General features: G+C 70.9%; 16 protein-coding genes. 15 read left to right on the top strand and 1 reads right to left on the bottom strand.

Annotated features, from left to right (window positions below):
• The first annotated feature begins 10 nt into the window (after positions 1-10).
• Both VFO26_RS10575 and VFO26_RS10570 read left to right on the top strand, forming a co-directional pair.
• The gene (locus tag VFO26_RS10575) at positions 11-1,291 is read left to right on the top strand and encodes a pitrilysin family protein (RefSeq protein ID WP_325114939.1); all 1,281 of its coding nucleotides are present in this window, start codon (positions 11-13) and stop codon (positions 1,289-1,291) included.
• Positions 1,288-1,914, top strand: a complete 627-nt coding sequence (locus VFO26_RS10570) for a 4-hydroxy-tetrahydrodipicolinate reductase (protein WP_325114938.1) — start codon at positions 1,288-1,290, stop codon at positions 1,912-1,914. The genes VFO26_RS10575 and VFO26_RS10570 overlap by 4 nt, the downstream gene beginning before the upstream one ends.
• 42 nt (positions 1,915-1,956) lie before the next feature.
• On the opposite strand, the gene mscL is transcribed toward VFO26_RS10570, so the two are convergent.
• Positions 1,957-2,328, bottom strand: a complete 372-nt coding sequence (gene mscL, locus VFO26_RS10565) for a large conductance mechanosensitive channel protein MscL (RefSeq protein WP_325115079.1) — start codon at positions 2,326-2,328, stop codon at positions 1,957-1,959.
• A gap of 75 nt (positions 2,329-2,403) precedes the next feature.
• On the opposite strand from mscL, the gene dapA reads away from it, so the two are divergent.
• From dapA to VFO26_RS10500, 13 genes are all read left to right on the top strand, one after another.
• Entirely contained in the window at positions 2,404-3,285 is an 882-nt protein-coding gene (dapA, locus tag VFO26_RS10560) for a 4-hydroxy-tetrahydrodipicolinate synthase (RefSeq protein ID WP_325114937.1), read from the top strand.
• A 43-nt stretch (positions 3,286-3,328) separates the two neighbouring features.
• Entirely contained in the window at positions 3,329-4,981 is a 1,653-nt protein-coding gene (locus tag VFO26_RS10555) for a ribonuclease J (protein WP_325114936.1), read from the top strand.
• Positions 4,982-4,992: 11 nt separating this feature from the next.
• Positions 4,993-5,529: a hypothetical protein gene (locus tag VFO26_RS10550; RefSeq protein ID WP_325114935.1), complete on the top strand. Its 537-nt coding sequence runs from the start codon at positions 4,993-4,995 to the stop codon at positions 5,527-5,529.
• 137 nt (positions 5,530-5,666) lie between these two features.
• Positions 5,667-6,497 (top strand): ribokinase, encoded by an 831-nt coding sequence (locus VFO26_RS10545; RefSeq protein ID WP_325114934.1) that lies wholly within the window; start codon positions 5,667-5,669, stop codon positions 6,495-6,497.
• Between the two features lie 32 nt (positions 6,498-6,529).
• On the top strand, positions 6,530-7,459 hold the full coding sequence (locus VFO26_RS10540) for a nucleoside hydrolase (RefSeq protein ID WP_325114933.1): 930 nt from the start codon (positions 6,530-6,532) through the stop codon (positions 7,457-7,459).
• Positions 7,460-7,573: 114 nt separating this feature from the next.
• Complete coding sequence (locus tag VFO26_RS10535) at positions 7,574-8,050, top strand: inorganic diphosphatase (protein WP_325114932.1); 477 nt, start codon at positions 7,574-7,576, stop codon at positions 8,048-8,050.
• 56 nt (positions 8,051-8,106) lie between these two features.
• Positions 8,107-10,353 carry an FtsK/SpoIIIE family DNA translocase gene (locus tag VFO26_RS10530; protein ID WP_325114931.1) on the top strand — a complete coding sequence of 749 codons (2,247 nt, stop codon included), beginning with the start codon at positions 8,107-8,109 and terminating at the stop codon, positions 10,351-10,353.
• Positions 10,354-10,529: 176 nt separating this feature from the next.
• Entirely contained in the window at positions 10,530-11,543 is a 1,014-nt protein-coding gene (locus VFO26_RS10525) for a BMP family ABC transporter substrate-binding protein (protein WP_325114930.1), read from the top strand.
• A gap of 115 nt (positions 11,544-11,658) precedes the next feature.
• Positions 11,659-12,636, top strand: a complete 978-nt coding sequence (locus VFO26_RS10520) for a BMP family ABC transporter substrate-binding protein (protein ID WP_325114929.1) — start codon at positions 11,659-11,661, stop codon at positions 12,634-12,636.
• Between the two features lie 65 nt (positions 12,637-12,701).
• Positions 12,702-14,237, top strand: a complete 1,536-nt coding sequence (locus tag VFO26_RS10515; RefSeq protein WP_325114928.1) for an ABC transporter ATP-binding protein — start codon at positions 12,702-12,704, stop codon at positions 14,235-14,237.
• On the top strand, positions 14,234-15,505 hold the full coding sequence (locus VFO26_RS10510) for an ABC transporter permease (protein WP_325114927.1): 1,272 nt from the start codon (positions 14,234-14,236) through the stop codon (positions 15,503-15,505). Before VFO26_RS10515 ends, VFO26_RS10510 begins: the two co-directional genes overlap by 4 nt.
• A complete protein-coding gene (locus VFO26_RS10505) occupies positions 15,502-16,704 on the top strand; it encodes an ABC transporter permease (protein ID WP_325114926.1) in 1,203 nt (400 codons plus the stop codon). The genes VFO26_RS10510 and VFO26_RS10505 overlap by 4 nt, the downstream gene beginning before the upstream one ends.
• A complete protein-coding gene (locus VFO26_RS10500; protein ID WP_325114925.1) occupies positions 16,704-17,072 on the top strand; it encodes a hypothetical protein in 369 nt (122 codons plus the stop codon). The genes VFO26_RS10505 and VFO26_RS10500 overlap by 1 nt, the downstream gene beginning before the upstream one ends.
• Positions 17,073-17,087: the final 15 nt, after the last annotated feature.

Below are 17,087 nucleotides of genomic sequence, written 5' to 3'. Positions count from 1 at the left end.
GATCCGCGCCGTGCGCGAGCCCGAGATCACAACCCTGCCGGGCGGGGAGCGAATCGCAACCGAGCCGCTCCGGGGCGTCCGCTCGGCGGCGCTCGGGCTCTGGATCGCGACCGGGTCGCGTGACGAGCCCTCCTCCCGCGCGGGAGTCTCGCACTTCATCGAGCACCTGCTGTTCAAGGGCTCCTCGCGCTACAGCGCCCAGGACATCGCCGAGCTCTTCGACGCGATGGGGGGCGAGCTCAACGCGGCGACATCGCGGGAGACGACCGTCGTCTACACGCGGATCCCGGACGATCGGGTCGAACAGGCGCTCGATGCGATGACGGACATGGTCTTCGCCCCCTCGTTCGACGACGTGGACAGCGAGCGGGAGGTGGTGCTCGAGGAGATCGCGATGGTCGACGACAACCCGCAGGACCTCGTCCACGACCTCGCCGCCGAGGCCGTGTTCGGGTCGCATCCCCTGGGACGGCCCGTGATCGGACGCGCCGAGGTGATCGCAAAGGTCTCGCCGCGGGCGCTGCGCTCCTATCACGGCGGCGCCTACGTCGGGCCCAACGTGGTGCTCGCCGCGTCGGGGCACGTGTCCCACGACCGGCTCGTCGACCTGTTCGCCGCGCGTCGGGGGAGTCGGAACGGCGACTCACGCGTGCGTCGCTCGCTGCTCGCGCGGGTGCCGAAGCCCGGCTACCGCTTCCTGCGCCGGCGCACGGAGCAGTACCACGTCGTCCTCGCCGGGCCGGGGATCGCGCGCGACGACGAGCGCCGCTACGCCGTCTCGCTGCTCGACGCGATCCTCGGCGGATCGGCCTCCTCGCGCCTGTTCCAGGAGATCCGCGAGAAGCGCGGCATGGCCTACAGCGTCTACACGTACGGCTCGCAGTACGCGGAGACGGGCCAGGTCGGTGTCTACGTCGGGACCCGCGAGGAGAACCTCGCGGAGTGCCTGGCCGTGACGGCCGACGAGCTCGTGGACGTCGCGAGCGGCAACCTGCGTCCCGGCGAGCTCGAGCGGGCGAAGGAGAACCTCGAGGGACGGCTGCTCCTCTCGCTCGAGAGCACGTCCAACCGGATGACCAGGCTCGGGAGGGCGCTCATCACCGACGTGGAGCTCGTCTCCGTCGACGAGACGATCCGGCGCGTGAGGGCGGTGACCGAGGAGGACGTGACCGAGGCCGCGGCGTCGCTGTTCGCGCTCGAGCGCCTCTCGGCCGCCGGCATCGGGCCGCGCGAGACCCGGTTTCGGGCCGCGATCGCGCGGGTCAACCCGGCGCTCGGCGAACGGGCATGAAGGTCTGCCTCTTCGGCGCCACGGGCAAGGTCGGCTCGGTCCTGGGGCCTGCGCTCGAGCGGGCGGGGCACGAGGTCGTCGACGCCCGCTCCGGCGGCCCGGAGGGATGCGACGTCGCCGTCGACTTCACGCGGCCCGACGCGGTGCCCGGCAACGCGGAGCGATGCCTCGCGTCGGGTGTCCCGCTCGTGATCGGCACGAGCGGCTTCGACGTGGAGGCGCTCGACCGGAGGGCGCGTGCCGCAGGGGTGCCGTGCATCTATGCGCCGAACTTCGCCCTCGGGGCGGTGCTGATGATGCGCTTCGCCGAGGAGGCAGCCCGTGCGCTCCCGCGCGCGGAGATCGTCGAGCTCCACGCGGACACGAAGCGCGACGCGCCGTCCGGGACGGCCAGGGCGACCGCGGCACGGATGGGCGGCGACGTGCCGATCCACTCCGTTCGGCTCCCCGGCCTCGTCGCGCACCAGGAGGTGATCCTGGGTGGGCCGGGGGAGACGCTCACCATCCGCCACGACACCACGTCGCGCGAGGCCTTCGTGCCGGGCGTGCTGCGCGCGATCGAGGCTGTGCGCTCGCTCCCACCCGGGCTCACCGTCGGGCTGGAGGCGCTCCTCGAGGAATAGGCTCCGCGCGCCTCGCGACGCGCGGAGCCGGGTGATAGGTGCTCAGCGCGCCCTGAGGGCTGCGAGCAGCTCCTGGTGGCGCCGCTCCTCGTCCGTGACCTCCTCCTCGTCCGGCTTGGCCATGCGTGCCATCACGGCGCCAACCGGCTTGACGACGAAGAAGAAGATCGCCGCCGCGGTCGCCACGAAGGTGATCAGGTCGGTGATGAAGGCGCCGTAGCGGAAGACGGCGTCGTTGATCGTGAACGTGAGGTTCGAGAAGTCCGGCTTGCCGATGATCATCGCGATGATCGGCATCACCAGGTTGTTGACGAGAGAGTTGACGAGGGCGCCGAACGCGACGCCCAGGACGAACGCGACCGCCAGGTCGACGATGTTGCCCTTCATCAGGAAGTCCTTGAACTCCTTGAGCATCACGCCTCCGTTCTGCGGGTTTCCTGCACGACGGCGGGATCCTTACCCGAAACCGGGACGAGTACAATTCGGGCGGTGCTGGGCGAGATCCTGACGGCGGTGGTGACGCCCTTCCGCGAGGACGGCTCGGTCGACCTCGAGGTGTTCCGCTCGCTCTGCGAGTTCCTGCTCGAGAACGGCTCCGACGGCGTCGTCGTCACGGGCACCACCGGGGAGTCCCCTACCCTCTCCGACGACGAGCGGATGTCGCTCTATGCAGCCGCCGTCGACGCGGTCGGCGGCCGCGGCACCGTGATCGCGGGAACCGGCACGTATGCGACCGCCCACTCGATCCACCTCACCGAGCGAGCCCACGCGATCGGCGTCGACGGGTTCCTCGTCGTGACGCCGTACTACAACCGGCCTCCGCAGCGGGGCATCGTGGCCCACGTCGAGGCCGTCGCTGCCGCGACCGACCGGCCGATCGTGTTCTACGACATCCCGTCGCGGGTGGTCGTCGACGCGGAGCCGGAGACGATCTCGCGGCTCGCGGAGATCGACAACGTCCGGGCCGTGAAGCAGGCGAAGCCGAGCATCGACGCGGCGCGCCACGTCGTCTCCTGCGGGCTCGACCTCTATGCCGGCGACGACGACCTCGTCCTCCCGTTCCTCGAGGTGGGCGGCCTGGGGGGCATCTGCGTCCACACGCACGTCGTCGGCCCGCGCGTCAGGGAGCTTGTCGCGAGCTACCGCTCCGGCGACGTCGAGCGCGCACACGCGCTCGACCAGGAGCTCCGCCCGGCGATCGAGATCCTCCGCGTGCAGACGAACCCCATCGCGATCAAGAAGGCGCTCCAGCTTCTCGGCCACGAGGTCGGCGGCCTGCGGCTGCCGCTCGTCGAGGCCGACGAGGCGGAGACCACCCGGATCCGCAGCTGCCTCGAGCAGCTCGGGCTCGTCGGCGCACTCGCCGCGTAGCCCTCACGGTCTCGCCGTCGAGCACCGTCCGTAGACTCCGTCCGTGAGCGCCCTCAGGATCATCCCTCTCGGCGGCCTCGGCGAGGTCGGCAAGAACATGACCGTGTTCGAGTACGGCGACGAGCGAATCGTGGTCGACGCAGGGCTCGCATTCCCCCGCGACGAGCATTTCGGCGTCGACCTCGTGCTCCCCGACTTCTCGTACCTCCTCGGGAAGCCGCTGCGCGCGATCGTGCTCACGCACGCCCACGAGGATCACGTCGGCGCGCTTCCCTACGTGCTGCGGGAGGTCGAGGTCGACCAGGTCCTCGGCACCAGGCTGACGCTCGGCCTCGTCAAGTCGAAGCTCGACGAGCACAAGCTCGGCTCCGCGACGGAGCTCACGGAGGTCGGGCCGGGAGGCGGGTCGATGCAGGTCGGGCCGTACGGGCTCGAGTTCGTCCGCATGGCGCACTCGATCCCGGACGCCATGGCGCTGGTGGTCGAGACGCCTGCCGGACGCGTGCTGCACACCGGCGACTGGAAGCTCGACCACACGCCGGTCGACGGCCTCAAGACGGACGTCGGCGCGCTCGCCGCGCTCGGCAACCGTGGCGTCGGCCTGCTGCTCGGGGACTCGACGAACGCCGAGCGGCCCGGGATGACCGGGTCGGAGCGACTCGTCGGCGAGGCGTTCCGCCAGCTGATCCCGCTGCGCACCGGGAGGATCGTGGTCGCCTCGTTCGCCTCCAACATCCATCGCGTGCAGCAGGCGGCAGAGGTGGCGATCGCGAACGGGCGCAAGGTCGCCGTCGTGGGGAGGTCGATGCGGAAGAACATGAACATCGCCCGGAGCCTGGGCTACGTCGACCTCCCGGACGACGCGATCGTCTCGCCGAAGGAGGCGATGGACCTCCCGCGCGACGAGGTGCTCATCCTCTGCACCGGCAGCCAGGGGGAGCCGATGTCCGCGCTCACGCGCATCGCCTACGGGGACCACCAGAACATCGAGGTCGAGCGGGGGGACACCGTGATCATCTCCGCGAAGCCGGTCCCGGGGAACGAGCTCCGCGTGCACGACTCGATCAACAGGCTCGCCCGGCTGGGCGCGGAGGTGCTCCACCAGGAGATCGCGCCCGTCCATGTCTCGGGCCACGCGTGCTCCGAGGAGCTGCGCACGCTCCTCTCGCTCGTCCGCCCGAAGGCGGTGATGCCGATCCACGGCGAGTACCGGATGCTCGCTGCCCACGCCCGGCTGGCGAGCGAGGCCGGCGTGCGCGACGAGGACATCCTGCTCGGCGAGAACGGCTCCGTCGTCGAGCTCACCCCGGACGGCGCGCGGATCGTCGATCGCATCGACGCGGGCGTCACGTTCGTCGACGGGCTCGGGGTCGGCGACGTGGAGGACGTCGCGCTCCGCGACCGCCGCCGGCTGTCAGAGGACGGTGTGCTGATCATCGTGACGACCGTGGCGCTCACCGACGGCGGAGGCGGAGAGATCGCCCCGTCCGAGCTGATCGCGCGCGGCGTGGGCGAGGACGAGGAGCTGATCGGCGACCTCCGCGACGAGGCTGACCGCATCGTCCGCGACCTCGCCGGGAACGGCGTGACCGAGATCAAGCTCCTCCAGGAGCACATCCACGACGGCATCGGCCAGGTCGTCTACGAGCGCACCCGGCGCCGCCCCATGATCCTGCCGGTGGTGATCGAGGTCTGATGGGCCGAGCGATGACCGACTGGGCGGACGTGATCGAGGCGAACGGCTCCACGCCGGCCAACGTTCGGCGGCTGGTGGGCCAGCTGCGGGCGTGCGAGGCCGCGGCGATCGCCTTCTGCCGGCTGCTGGAGAGGTGGGGGAGAGGTGACGCCGTCCCCGCGACCCCGGGCGCCCGTCGGGCGGCGTTCCGTCACGCAGCCGACCGCGTCGAGACCGCTCTCGCCGGTCTCGATACGCCGCTCTCGGCGTACCTGGTCGAGCTCGAGCCCGACCGCGCCGAGGGCCGGTCGTGGTACGGAGGGCCGGGCGCAGGCGAGCTCGTGGAGTGGCGTCCCGTGCTCGAGCGCGCAGGCGTGACAGCCTGCCCGAACCGCACAGCGGCGGTGTACCTCGAGCTCGCCGTGCTCGTTCGGGCGCTCCAGGGCCTCGAGGACGCGGCCCGCCTGGAGGCCGTCCCGGACCGCTCGTCGCTCTGGGCGGGACTCTTCGACCTGCGCGACACGCTGCTCGGGGCGACGGTCGACGACCTCCGGGCGCTCGCCGCCTAGAGGACGGGAACGGGGGAACGCCCCGGTCCCCCGGCCCCCTCCTCGGCGCGGTGCACGATGCCGTCGGCTCCGGCCGTCGAGCGCCACGCGCGAGCGCCCGGTCTTCCGCGTGACGCCGTGGGTGAGAGGATGGCAAGGTGGCGGATGCACCCCGCATCGTCGTCGTCGGCTCCGTCAACCTCGACCTCGTCGTGCGCATTGCGCGCCTGCCGCGGGCGGGGGAGACCGTGGGCGGCGGGACGTTCGCCCGTGTCCCCGGCGGCAAGGGCGGCAATCAGGCGGTCGCGTGCGCACGACTCGGCGCGGAGGTGACCCTCTTGGCCTCGGTCGGCCGCGACCCGATCGCGGAGGAGGCGCTCGCCGGGCTGCGCGAGGCGGGCGTGGCGCTCCAGCTCCAGGAGAGCGACGACGACGCGACCGGCGTCGCCCTGATCCAGGTCGACGCCGACGGCGAGACGACGATCTCGGTCGCAGCGGGCGCGAACGCCGTGCTCGCCCCTCGGGAGCTTCCTCCCCACGACGCCGTCCTGTGTCAGCTCGAGATCCCCGACGCCGCGGTGCTCTCGGCATGGGAGGAGTGCACCGGGCTCTTCTGCCTGAACGCGGCGCCGGCGCGGCCGGTCTCCGTCGACGCCGACCTCACGGTCGTCAACCGCCACGAGCTCGAGACGCTGGTCAGGCGCGACGGCCTCGTCGCATTGACGCTCGGGGCCGAAGGGGCGGTGCTGCTGGACGACGGAGCGGAGGTCGCGCGCGCAGCGCCTCCGCCCGTCGACGCGGTGGACGGGACGGCCGCCGGCGACGCATTCACGGCCTGCCTGCTGGTGTCGCTGCTCGAGGGTCGCGCCCAGGACGATGCCCTCGCCCGGGCCTGCGCCGCGGGAGCGCTGGCCGCGTCACGCTTCGGCGCCCAGCCTTCGCTGCCGGCCGCGTCGGAGGTCGACGCCATCCTCGACACCGGCTCGTAGCGCCGCGATATACCTCGCCCCTGCACGACGCCATGGCGACACCGATCATCCTCGACTGCGACCCCGGCCACGACGACGCCGTCGCGCTGCTGCTCGCCCTCGCCAGCCCTGAGCTCGAGCTGCTCGGTGTGACAACGACCTACGGCAACCAGACGCTCGAGAAGACCACCGCCAACGCCATCCGCGTGCTCGAGCTCGCGGGCCGCCCGGACGTGCCGGTCGCGGCCGGCGCGGACAGGCCCCTCGAGCGGGAGCTGGTCGTCGCCGCCCACGTGCACGGGGAGAGCGGCCTCGACGGCCCCACGCTGCCGCCGCCGAGCGCAGAGCCGATCTCCAGGGACGCCGTGGAATGGATGGCCGGCGCGATCGCCGACGCCGCGGGCACTGTCACGCTCGTCCCGACCGGACCGTTGACGAACGTCGCGCGCTATCTCGACGAGCACGGGACCACGGGGATCGAGCGGATCGTGCTGATGGGCGGTGCGATCGCCGAGGGGAACATGACCCCGGCGGCCGAGTTCAACGTCTGGGCCGACCCCGAAGCGGCGCAGGCAGTGCTCCACGCCGAGGTCGACGTGACGATGATCGGGCTCGACGTGACGCACAGGGCCGTCACGGGCGCCGACGTCCAGCGGCGGCTCCGGGGCGCAGGGTCGATCGGCGTGTTCGTCGCCGAGCTGGTCGACTTCTTCGCCGTCTACCACCGCGAGACGTACGGCTGGGACGGGGCGCCGATCCACGACGCGGTCGCGGTGGCGCACCTCCTCCGGCCGGGCCTGGTCGGGACGAAGCCGAGGAACGTCGAGGTGGAGCTGGAGTCGGAGCTCTGCCGCGGCCGGACCGTGGTCGACCTCTGGCTCCGTACGGGTCGCCCGGCGAACGCCCACGTCGGCGTCGACCTCGACACAGACGCGTTCTTCGACCTGCTGGTCGAGCGACTGGCGCGATTACCAGCCCGCTGAGCGGAGTCCGCAACGGACTCCACGGGTCGATCCCCCGCCCGCGCCAGGGTAGCTCCCGAAGCGGCCGCTGTCGCGGTCGCGACCCTCGCTGACCCGAGCGGTAGCGTTGAGGTCGTGGCAGACGTCTTGGTCTTCGTCGAGGTGCCGTCCGGCTCACGGAACAAGTACGAGCTCGACGCGGAGACCGGTCACCTCGTCCTCGACCGCCGCCTCTTCACGTCGATGACGTACCCGGCGGACTACGGGTTCGTGGAAGGGACGCTCGGCGAGGACGGCGATCCGCTCGACGCGCTCTGCCTGGTGGGCGAGCCGACGTTCCCGGGGTGCCGTATCCCCGCGCGCGTCGTCGGTGTGTTCCACATGACGGACGCCAAGGGACCGGACGAGAAGATCCTCTGCGTCCCGCTGAAGGACCCGGCGTGGATGCGGATCCACGACGTCCACGACATTCCCCCCGAGCTCCGCAACGAGATCGAGCACTTCTTCCAGGTCTACAAGGACCTCGAGGCGGAGAAGGTCGAGACCCGCGGGTTCGGGAACCGCTCGGAGGCCGAGGCCATCGTCGAGGAGGCCCGGGTGCGAGCCGGCTGAGACCAGGGAGGATCCCGCGAGAGGAGACGGCCGGGCTGCGGAGAAGCAGCAAGCCCATGGCCACGAGGAAGAAGCGCGCTGCGCCTGCGCGGACGCGCAAGCCGCGCAGCCCTGCCCGCGTCCGCAAGCGCGCGAAGCGCCAGCGAGGGCATCACCGCCCCGAGCTCTGGGGGCTCGGTCTCGTCGCCGTGGGTCTCGTGCTGGCGACCGTCCTCTGGCTCGGGTGGGACGGGGGACGGGTCGGCGCGCACCTGTCCGACTGGCTGCGCTCCGCGCTCGGCTCGGCGGCTCCGCTCGTTCCGCTCGCGCTGCTCGGGATCGGCGGGCTGATGCTCGTCCGCAGCGCGCTCGTCGACCTGCGCCCGTTCCGCACCGGGATCGCAGTCGGGCTGGTCGGGCTGATGGTCACGCTCGGCGAGGAGCACGGAGGCGCCGTCGGTGGTGCGCTCGGCGGCGGCCTGGCAAGGGTGCTCGGCGGCGGGGGGGCGCTGATCGTCGGCGTCGCGCTCCTCCTGGCCGGGGTGCTGCTCGTCACGGGCGCGTCGGCGGGCGCCGTGCTGCGGCGCTCGGGGCACGCCGTCCGGCAGGCAGGGAGCGCGGCCCGCCGCTCGATCGAGAGCATCGAGTGGGCCGACTGGAGCGATTCCGAGTCCTCGGCCGACCAGCTGCCGGCGCTCGGGCAGCCCACGGGCAGGCCCGGACCCGTGCCGATCGACGGGATGGAGGCCTTTCCCGACGTGGTCGCGTCGGGCCCGCTGTCATCGGGGCCGCCGCCGCTCCTGCATCCCGAGCCCGACGAGGACGAGCCGACCACCGACGACGGTGCGCTCGTGTTCGACGCGCCGGCGAGCGCAGTCGAGTACCGGCTCCCCGACCGCTCGCTGCTGAAGCCGAGCCCGCCGAGTCGGGCCGACTCGGCCGATGTCAGCGCCCGCACCGCGCAGGTGCTCGTGCAGACGCTCGCGCACTTCGGCGTCGAGGCGACCGTGGTGGGGACGATCGCGGGGCCACGCGTCGTCCGCTACGAGCTGCAGCTCGCCCCGGGGACGAAGGTCTCGAAGGTCGCAGGGCTCAAGGACGACCTCTCCTACGCGCTCGCGACGACGGAGATCCGCATCCTGGCTCCGATCCCCGGCAAGCAGGCCGTCGGCGTCGAGGTCCCGAACCTCGCGCCGCGCATGGTGACCCTCGGAGACATCTTCGAGGACCTGCCCGGGTCGGCGAGCCCACTGTCCGTCTGGCTCGGCAAGGACATCTCGGGGAACGCGGTGTGGACCGACCTCGCGCGGATGCCGCACCTTCTGATCGCGGGCACGACGGGCTCGGGAAAGTCGGGCTGCATCAACACGCTGCTCACGTCGATCCTGCTCCGCGCCACCCCGGACGACGTCCGGATGATCCTGATCGACCCGAAGCGGATCGAGCTCAACTTCTACGAGTCGATCCCGCACCTCCTGACGCCGGTCGTGTCGAGCCCGAAGGAGGCATCCGCAGTCCTGCACAACGTCGTGGCGGAGATGGAGCGTCGCTACGAACGGCTCTCGATCGTCCGGGCCAGGAACCTGCCCGAGGCGAACCGCGCCTTCCGGGCGCGTGGGGAGGACCCGCTGCCGTACCTGCTCGTCGTGATCGACGAGCTCGCCGACCTGATGATGATCTCGCCGCAGGCGGTCGAGGACGCGATCATCCGGCTCGCCCAGAAGTCCCGCGCGGTCGGCATCCACCTCGTGCTCGCGACGCAGCGCCCCTCCGTCGACGTGATCACGGGGATGATCAAGGCGAACGTGCCGAGCCGTATCGCGTTCGCCGTCTCGAGCCAGACCGACTCCCGCGTGATCCTCGACGGTGCCGGTGCGGAGAGCCTGCTCGGCCAGGGCGACATGCTCTTCAAGCCGCTCGGGACCTCGCGTCTCCAGCGGGTCCAGGGGGCCTTCGTGACCGAGGAGGAGATCGCGCTGATCGTCGAGCAGGCGCGTGCGCAGCGCGGTCAGGAGCTCGACGAGACGCTGCTCGCGATGCCCGAGGGCGCCACGCCCGACGATGGTGACGGCGACCTCGACTTCGACCCCGACGAGGATCCCCTGCTCGACAGGGCGATCGAGATCGTCGTCCAGACCCAGACCGCCTCCGTCTCGCTCCTCCAGCGCCGGCTGCGCGTCGGCTACACCCGCGCGGGTCGGCTGATCGACATGCTCGAGCGCCGGGCGATCATCTCGGGGTACGAGGGGTCGAAGCCGCGCCGAGTGCTCCTCGAGGAGCACCAGCTCACCTCCGTACCGGGGTCTGTCCCCGTAGCGGATTGACCCCGTGACGCTCGCGGGGGACAGGCACCTGCGGTGCGAGTCCCGACCCGATTCCTAACAACCTCGAGCCCCGGGAGCGACTAGTCTGCAGCGGTTGCGGCTTCGGTCCAACTTCGGGTTGAATCCCGCGTCACAAAGGCGGGAGGCTCCGTCAAAAGCACCATCAAGGAGGGTACGTGTCGATTCGTAAATGGATGGTCCTCGCGTCGCTCGCGCTCGTCGCGGTGTCCGCGCTGACCGTCGCCTCTATCGGCTCGGCGAAGCCGGCCAAGGGCCAGGCGACGACGCTCAAGGTCGCCGTCGTGACCGACATCGGAGGCCTGAACGACAAGGGCTTCAATGCGCTGGCCGCCAAGGGCCTCAAGGAAGCAAAGTCGAAGCTCGGCGTGGGAACTCGCGTGTATATCTCGGAGACCGCAGCCGACTACATCCCGAACCTGTCTGCTGCCGCACGTGGCGGCTACGACCTCGTGATCGCGAACGGGTTCCTGATGGGCGACGCGACGGCCGCCGTCGCGAGGCGCTTCCCGGACACCAAGTTCGCGATCATCGACTTCCCGTGGGTCGCCCTCAAGGGCAAGCCGAAGAACGTCCGCGGGCTGGTCTTCAAGGAGGCCGAGGCCGGGTACCTCGCCGGCGTCGCGGCCGCGACCGTCACCAAGGGCGGTACGGTGAGCTCGGTCGGCGGTCAGGACGTCCCCGCCGTTGTCGCGTTCCTCGCCGGTTACCGGGCCGGTGCGAAGAAGACGTTCGCCAAGACGAAGGTGCTCTCGGGCTATTCCCAGGAGTTCGTCGACCAGGCGAAGTGCAAGGAGCTCGCGCTCAACCAGATCTCGCAGGGCTCCCAGGTCGTGTTCGCCGCGGCCGGCGGCTGCGGACTCGGCGCGCTGCAGGCGGCGAAGGAGCAGGGCGTGTGGGGGATCGGCGTCGACGCCGACCAGGCCTACCTCGGCCCGCACATCCTGACGAGCGCGACCAAGAAGGTCGACCTCGCGGTGTTCACGACCGCGCGCCAGGCCGTCAACAACCAGTTCAAGGGCGGCGTCGACGGCGTCTTCACCGTCAAGAACGGTGGCGTCGGCTACGGCAAGGTCAGCGCCAGGGCCCCCCAGCGCGCGGCATTGATCGCGAAGCTGAACGCGGTCTCCAGGCAGATCGCAGGCGGCAAGGTCAGGGCGCCGATCAAGTAGGACGCGCTAGGCACGGCATGAACGGGCGGGCCCCGGGCCCGCCCGTTGTGTTTCGGGATCGCGTGCAGGGGGTAAGAGCCCCGGAATGCGTGCGGTGAGGCTTGCGCCATTGTGCGTGGTTGGCGTGCTCGCGCTGCTCGTGTCCGCCTGCGGCGGGGACGAGGGAGGCGGCGAGGCGGAAGGCTCCGACCTCCGTGTCGCCGTCGTCACGGATCTGGGCGGCCTCAACGACCGCGGCTTCAACGCCCTCGCGAACGAGGGCCTCCAGCGCGCCGAGGACGACCTCGGGGTAGAAGGGCGTGTCTTCATCTCGAGGGCCGCCAACGACTACGTCCCGAACCTGACGCGCGCGGCGCGCGACGGCTACGACCTCGTGATCGGGAACGGCTTCCTGATGGGCGACGCTCTGGCGACGGTCGCCGGGCAGTTCCCGGACACGAACTTCGCGATCATCGACTTCCCGTGGGCGGCCCTCAAGGGTGCTCCGATGAACGCACGCGGGCTCGTCTTCGCGGAGCAGGAGGCGGGCTACCTCGCCGGCGTCGCCGCGGCCACCGTCGGCGAGGGCTCATCGGTGAGCGCGGTGGGCGGCCAGGACGTGCCCGCCGTCGTCGCGTTCCTCGCCGGCTACGAGGCGGGAGCGACGGCGACCGATCCCGACGTTCGCGTCGTCGAGGCGTACTCGCAGGACTTCGTCGACCAGGCGAAGTGCAAGGAGATCGCGCTCAACCAGATCTCGCGGGGGTCGGACGTCGTGTTCGCCGCGGCCGGCGGCTGCGGGCTCGGCGCGCTGCAGGCCGCGAAGGAGCAGAGCGTATGGGGGATCGGCGTCGACGCCGACCAGGGCTACCTCGGCACGCACATCCTCACGAGCGCGACGAAGAAGGTCGACGTCGCCGTGTTCGAGACGGTGCAGGACGTCATCGACGGCACGTTCGAGGGTGGCGGCGACACGCTCTTCGACGTCGCGAGCGGCGGGGTCGGGTTCGGCGAGGTGAGCTCCGACGCGCCCGATCGCGACGCGCTGATCGACGAGCTCGAGTCAGTCGCGGACGACATCGCCGCGGGCGACATCGACATCCCGCGCGAGTAGCGGAACCCCCGCCTTGCGACGCACGCCGGGCACTTCGCCCGCTGCGCCGCATATGATCGCGCGCAATGTCCGCCGAGCGCCCCGTCGTCCTCGAGATGGAGCACATCACGAAGCGCTTCCCGGGCATCGTCGCGAACGACGACGTCAGCTTCGACCTCCGTGAGGGCGAGGTCCACGCTCTCCTCGGGGAGAACGGGGCCGGCAAGTCGACGCTCATGAACATCCTGTACGGCCTCTACCACCCGGACGAGGGCGAGATCAGGATCAAGGGCCGCACGGTTGAGCTCGGCTCTCCGCGTGCCGCCATCGACGCCGGGGTCGGGATGGTGCACCAGCACTTCATGCTCATCCCGGTGATGACCGTCGCCGAGAACATCGTGCTCGCGTCGGAGCCCACGCGGGAGGGCGTGCTGCTCGACATCCGCGCGGCGGAGCGACGCGTCGGCGAGCTCTCGGAGCGCTTCGGGCTCGCCGTCGACCCGCGCGCCCGCGTCCAGGACATCACCGTCGGCCAGCAGCAGCGGGTCGAGATCCTCAAGGCGCTCTACCGGAACGCCGAGATCCTGGCGCTCGACGAGCCGACCGCCGTCCTGACGCCGCAGGAGGCCGGAGAGCTGTTCCAGATCATCAGGGAGCTGACCTCGCAGGGCACGTCGATCGTCTTCATCAGCCACAAGCTGAACGAGGTCGCCGAGGTCGCCGACCGGATCACCGTCCTGCGCCGCGGGAAGCTGATCGAGACGCTGCCCGCCGAGGGAGCCACGGAGGCGAGCCTCGCTCGGCTGATGGTGGGCCGCGACGTCCTGCTCCGCGTCGACAAGAGCGCTGCGAAGCCGACGGCCCCGCTGCTCGAGGTGAATGGCCTCCACGTGCTCGACGACCGCGGGATCGAGAAGGTGCGAGGGGTCTCGTTCACGGTGCACGGCGGCGAGATCCTCGGGCTCGCCGGCATCGACGGGAACGGCCAGACGGAGCTGATCGACGCGATGACCGGACTTCGTAGCCTGGCGAGCGGCACGGTCAAGGTCGAGGGCGTCGACATCACCTCGCGCGACGTCCAGGGCCACTTCGACGCCGGGCTCGGGCACGTGCCGGAGGATCGGCAGCGCCGCGGCCTCGTGCTCGAGTTCTCGATCGCGGAGAACCTCGCGATCCACGACTTCGGCAGCCCGCCGGCCTCGCGCTTCGGCTGGCTGTACCCCCGTCGCCTGCTCGAGCGGGCCGCCCGGCTGATCCGCGAGTTCGACGTGCGTGGCGGGGGGCCGGAGACCAGGGCCGGGGCGCTCTCGGGAGGGAACCAGCAGAAGGTCGTCCTGGCGCGCGAGATCGACCGCGATCCCAAGGTGCTGATCGCCGCGCAGCCGACCCGTGGCCTCGACGTGGGCGCCATCGAGTTCGTCCATCGCCGGATCGTCGAAGAGCGGGACGAGGGGCGGGGCGTCCTCCTCGTGTCGCTCGAGCTCGAGGAGATCCTCTCCCTCTCCGATCGGGTGCTCGTGATGTACGAGGGCGAGATCGTCGGCGAGTTCCCGCCGACCGCGACCGAGGAGGAGCTCGGCATCGCGATGACGGGCGGCGGTCGAAAGGTAGAGGCTGCGTGAGCGACGTCGCGCCCCCGACGCCGCCGGACGGCGTCGACCCGTCGGGTCTGGGCCCCGAGGTACGGCAGTCCTTCGTCGAGCGATACAGCGTCGCGCAGCGCGCGGAAGGGATCCTTGCGCCGCTCCTGACGACGGTGCTCGCGTTCTTCGTCGGCGGTCTCGTCGTCCTCGTGACGACGGGGAAGAACCCGGTGACGACCTATCGTGCGATCTTCGAGGGCGCCGGCTGGTCGTGGTTCTTCGAGATCGGAAACCACCGGATCGGGCTCCCGTGGAGCGACGCGACGGTCCCGTTCCCGTGGAACGTCGACGATGTCGAGTCGCTCGCCGCGGTGAACCTCCAGCAGACGCTGATCGTCACGACGACCCTGATCCTCACGGGCCTCGCCGTCGCGTTCGCGTTCCGGTGCGGCATGTTCAACATCGGCGGCCAGGGGCAGTACCTGTCCGGTTCGATTCTCGCCGTGTGGATCGGGACGTCGTTCGAGGGGATGGGCGCGTTCTGGCACATCATGCTCGCGGTCGTCGTCGGGACCCTCGCCGGGGCCATGCTGGCCGGGATCGCCGGGTTCCTCAAGGCGACCGTCGGCGCCCACGAGGTCATCACGACGATCATGCTCAACTGGATCGTCATCTGGACGGGCTCGTTCCTGTTCGGCGTCGGAGGCCCGCTCCAGAACGACACGCAGGCGTCGGTGCCGTTCTCCAACGACATCCTCGAGCAGGCGAGGCTGCCGATCCTCTGGGGCGACCCGCTGCTGCAGGGTCTTCACATCGGCTTCTTCGTGGCGATCGCCGCGCTCGTGGCGTACTGGGTGATCCTCAACCGGACGACCCTCGGCTACGGCGTGAAGGCGGTCGGCTTCAACCCGGAGGCGGCGCGGTACGGGGGAATCAGTGTCGCGCGGAACTACTTCCTCGCGATGGCGATCTCGGGCGCGTTCGCGGGGCTGGCAGGCGCGATCGACATCCTCGGCTGGCAGTTCCGCCTCTCGACGGGAGATATCCAGACGAGCCAGCTCGGCTTCATCGGGATCGCGGTCGCGCTGCTCGGGCGCAACACGGCCATCGGGGTGTTCTTCTCGGCGCTCCTGTTCGGCTCCCTCGTGACGGGGACGTCGACGCGCAACCTCGACCCCGAGATCTTCCAGCCCGAGCTCGCGTCGAATCTGACGCTCCTGATCCAGGGTCTCGTGGTGCTCTTCGTCGGCGCGGACATCGTGATCCTGTGGCTGCTCCGCCGGCTGCGGAGGCGGGCCCTCGCATGACGAGCCTCGCGGTTCCGATCGCCGCCCGGCTGCCCCAGGGACTTCGCCGCGTGGCGTGGCTGGGGATCGCAATCGGGCTGCTCGCGGCATGGCTCGCGCTGCCTCCGCTCACGATCCGCTCGCTCGTACCGAGCGTCGTCCTTGCGCTCATCGCGGTCATGCTCGGCGTCGGCGTCGCGATTCGCGGGGAGCGGCGCTTCGGCGCGTTCGCCGTGGCAGCCGGGCTGTTCGGCTTCGTCCTGGCCTACCTCGCGACGGTCTCCGGGGTCGGGAAGCTCGAGAGCGTCGTCGTCTGGTCGGCGCTGTTCGCGGCGATGCTGAGGTTCGCGACCCCCCTCGCGTTCGCGGCGCTGGGCGGGATGTTCTCCGAGCGGTCGGGCGTCGTCAACATCGGCCTCGAGGGGATGATGCTGATGGGCGCCTTCTTCGGGATCATGGGCGCCGACAAGCTCGACTCGTGGTGGCTCGGGCTGCTCGTCGGGATCGCATCCGGAGGGGTCGCTGCGCTCGTGCACGCGTTCTTTGCGATCCACCTCGGCGCCGATCAGATCGTCAGCGGGACGGCGATCAACTTCCTCGCGGTCGGGGTGACCGGCTACCTGTTCATCGACATCTACGGGACCGAGGGCACGCCGACCGACATCGAGAGCATCCCGGACGTGAAGCTCGGCTTCATCGACGACGTCACGTTCCTGGGGCCGATCTTCGGCCAGCTGAACCTGATGATCTGGATCGCGATCGCGCTCGTGCCGCTGACCTGGGCGATCATGTTCAAGACGCCGATCGGCCTGCGCATCCGCGCGTGCGGCGAGCATCCGAAGGCCGCCGACACGGTCGGGATCAACGTCTACATGGTCCGCTACGGCGCCGTGACTCTCTCGGGGATGTTCGCCGCCGCGGGCGGCGCCTACCTCTCGATCGGCTTCGTCAACTCGTTCAACGAGAACATGACCGCCGGTCGTGGCTTCATCGCGCTGGCGGCGCTCATCTTCGGGAACTGGCGCCCGTTCGGTCTGGCCGCAGCGTGCCTCCTGTTCGGCTTCTCGAGCGCGCTCGCGCAGAGACTGCCCGAGTACTCCCAGTCCGCCGCGGTCCTGTTCCAGGCCCTGCCCTATGTGCTCACGCTGATCGCGGTCGCAGGCGTGATCGGGCGCTCGATCCCGCCCGCGGCGGTCGGCAGGCCGTACAGGAAGCAGTAGTGGCGGCGGTGGCGGCGACGGGCTCGGAGGCGCGGACGGCCGGGAACGGCCGGGCGGTCGCGGCCGTGATCGTGGGGCTGCTGGCGGGGGCGACCATGCCCGTCGCGATCCTCGCAACGCGGTACTCGGAGTCGTACGAGCTGCTGCACGCGGGGTTCGCGATCCCCATCGCCGTGCTCCTCGGTGGCCTCGCGATCGGCCTCGCGCGTGGCGCCCTCAGGCACGACGACATGCGCCTCGGACGGGCCGGCGGACGTCGCACGGCGAGGTTCGGCCGGGCGCTCGGCGTCCTCGGCATCGCCCTGGGCGCGACCGCCCTCGTCGCCGTCGCGGTCTACGGGATCCTCACCTATCTCGGCGAGCGCTAGGAGCGGAAAACGCCG

Origin of the sequence: Gaiella sp. (assembly GCF_035710885.1) — a bacterium.
Taxonomy (GTDB): domain Bacteria; phylum Actinomycetota; class Thermoleophilia; order Gaiellales; family Gaiellaceae; genus Gaiella.
Note: the sequence above shows the minus strand (reverse complement) of the source record. Positions and strands in the feature narration are given on the sequence as shown.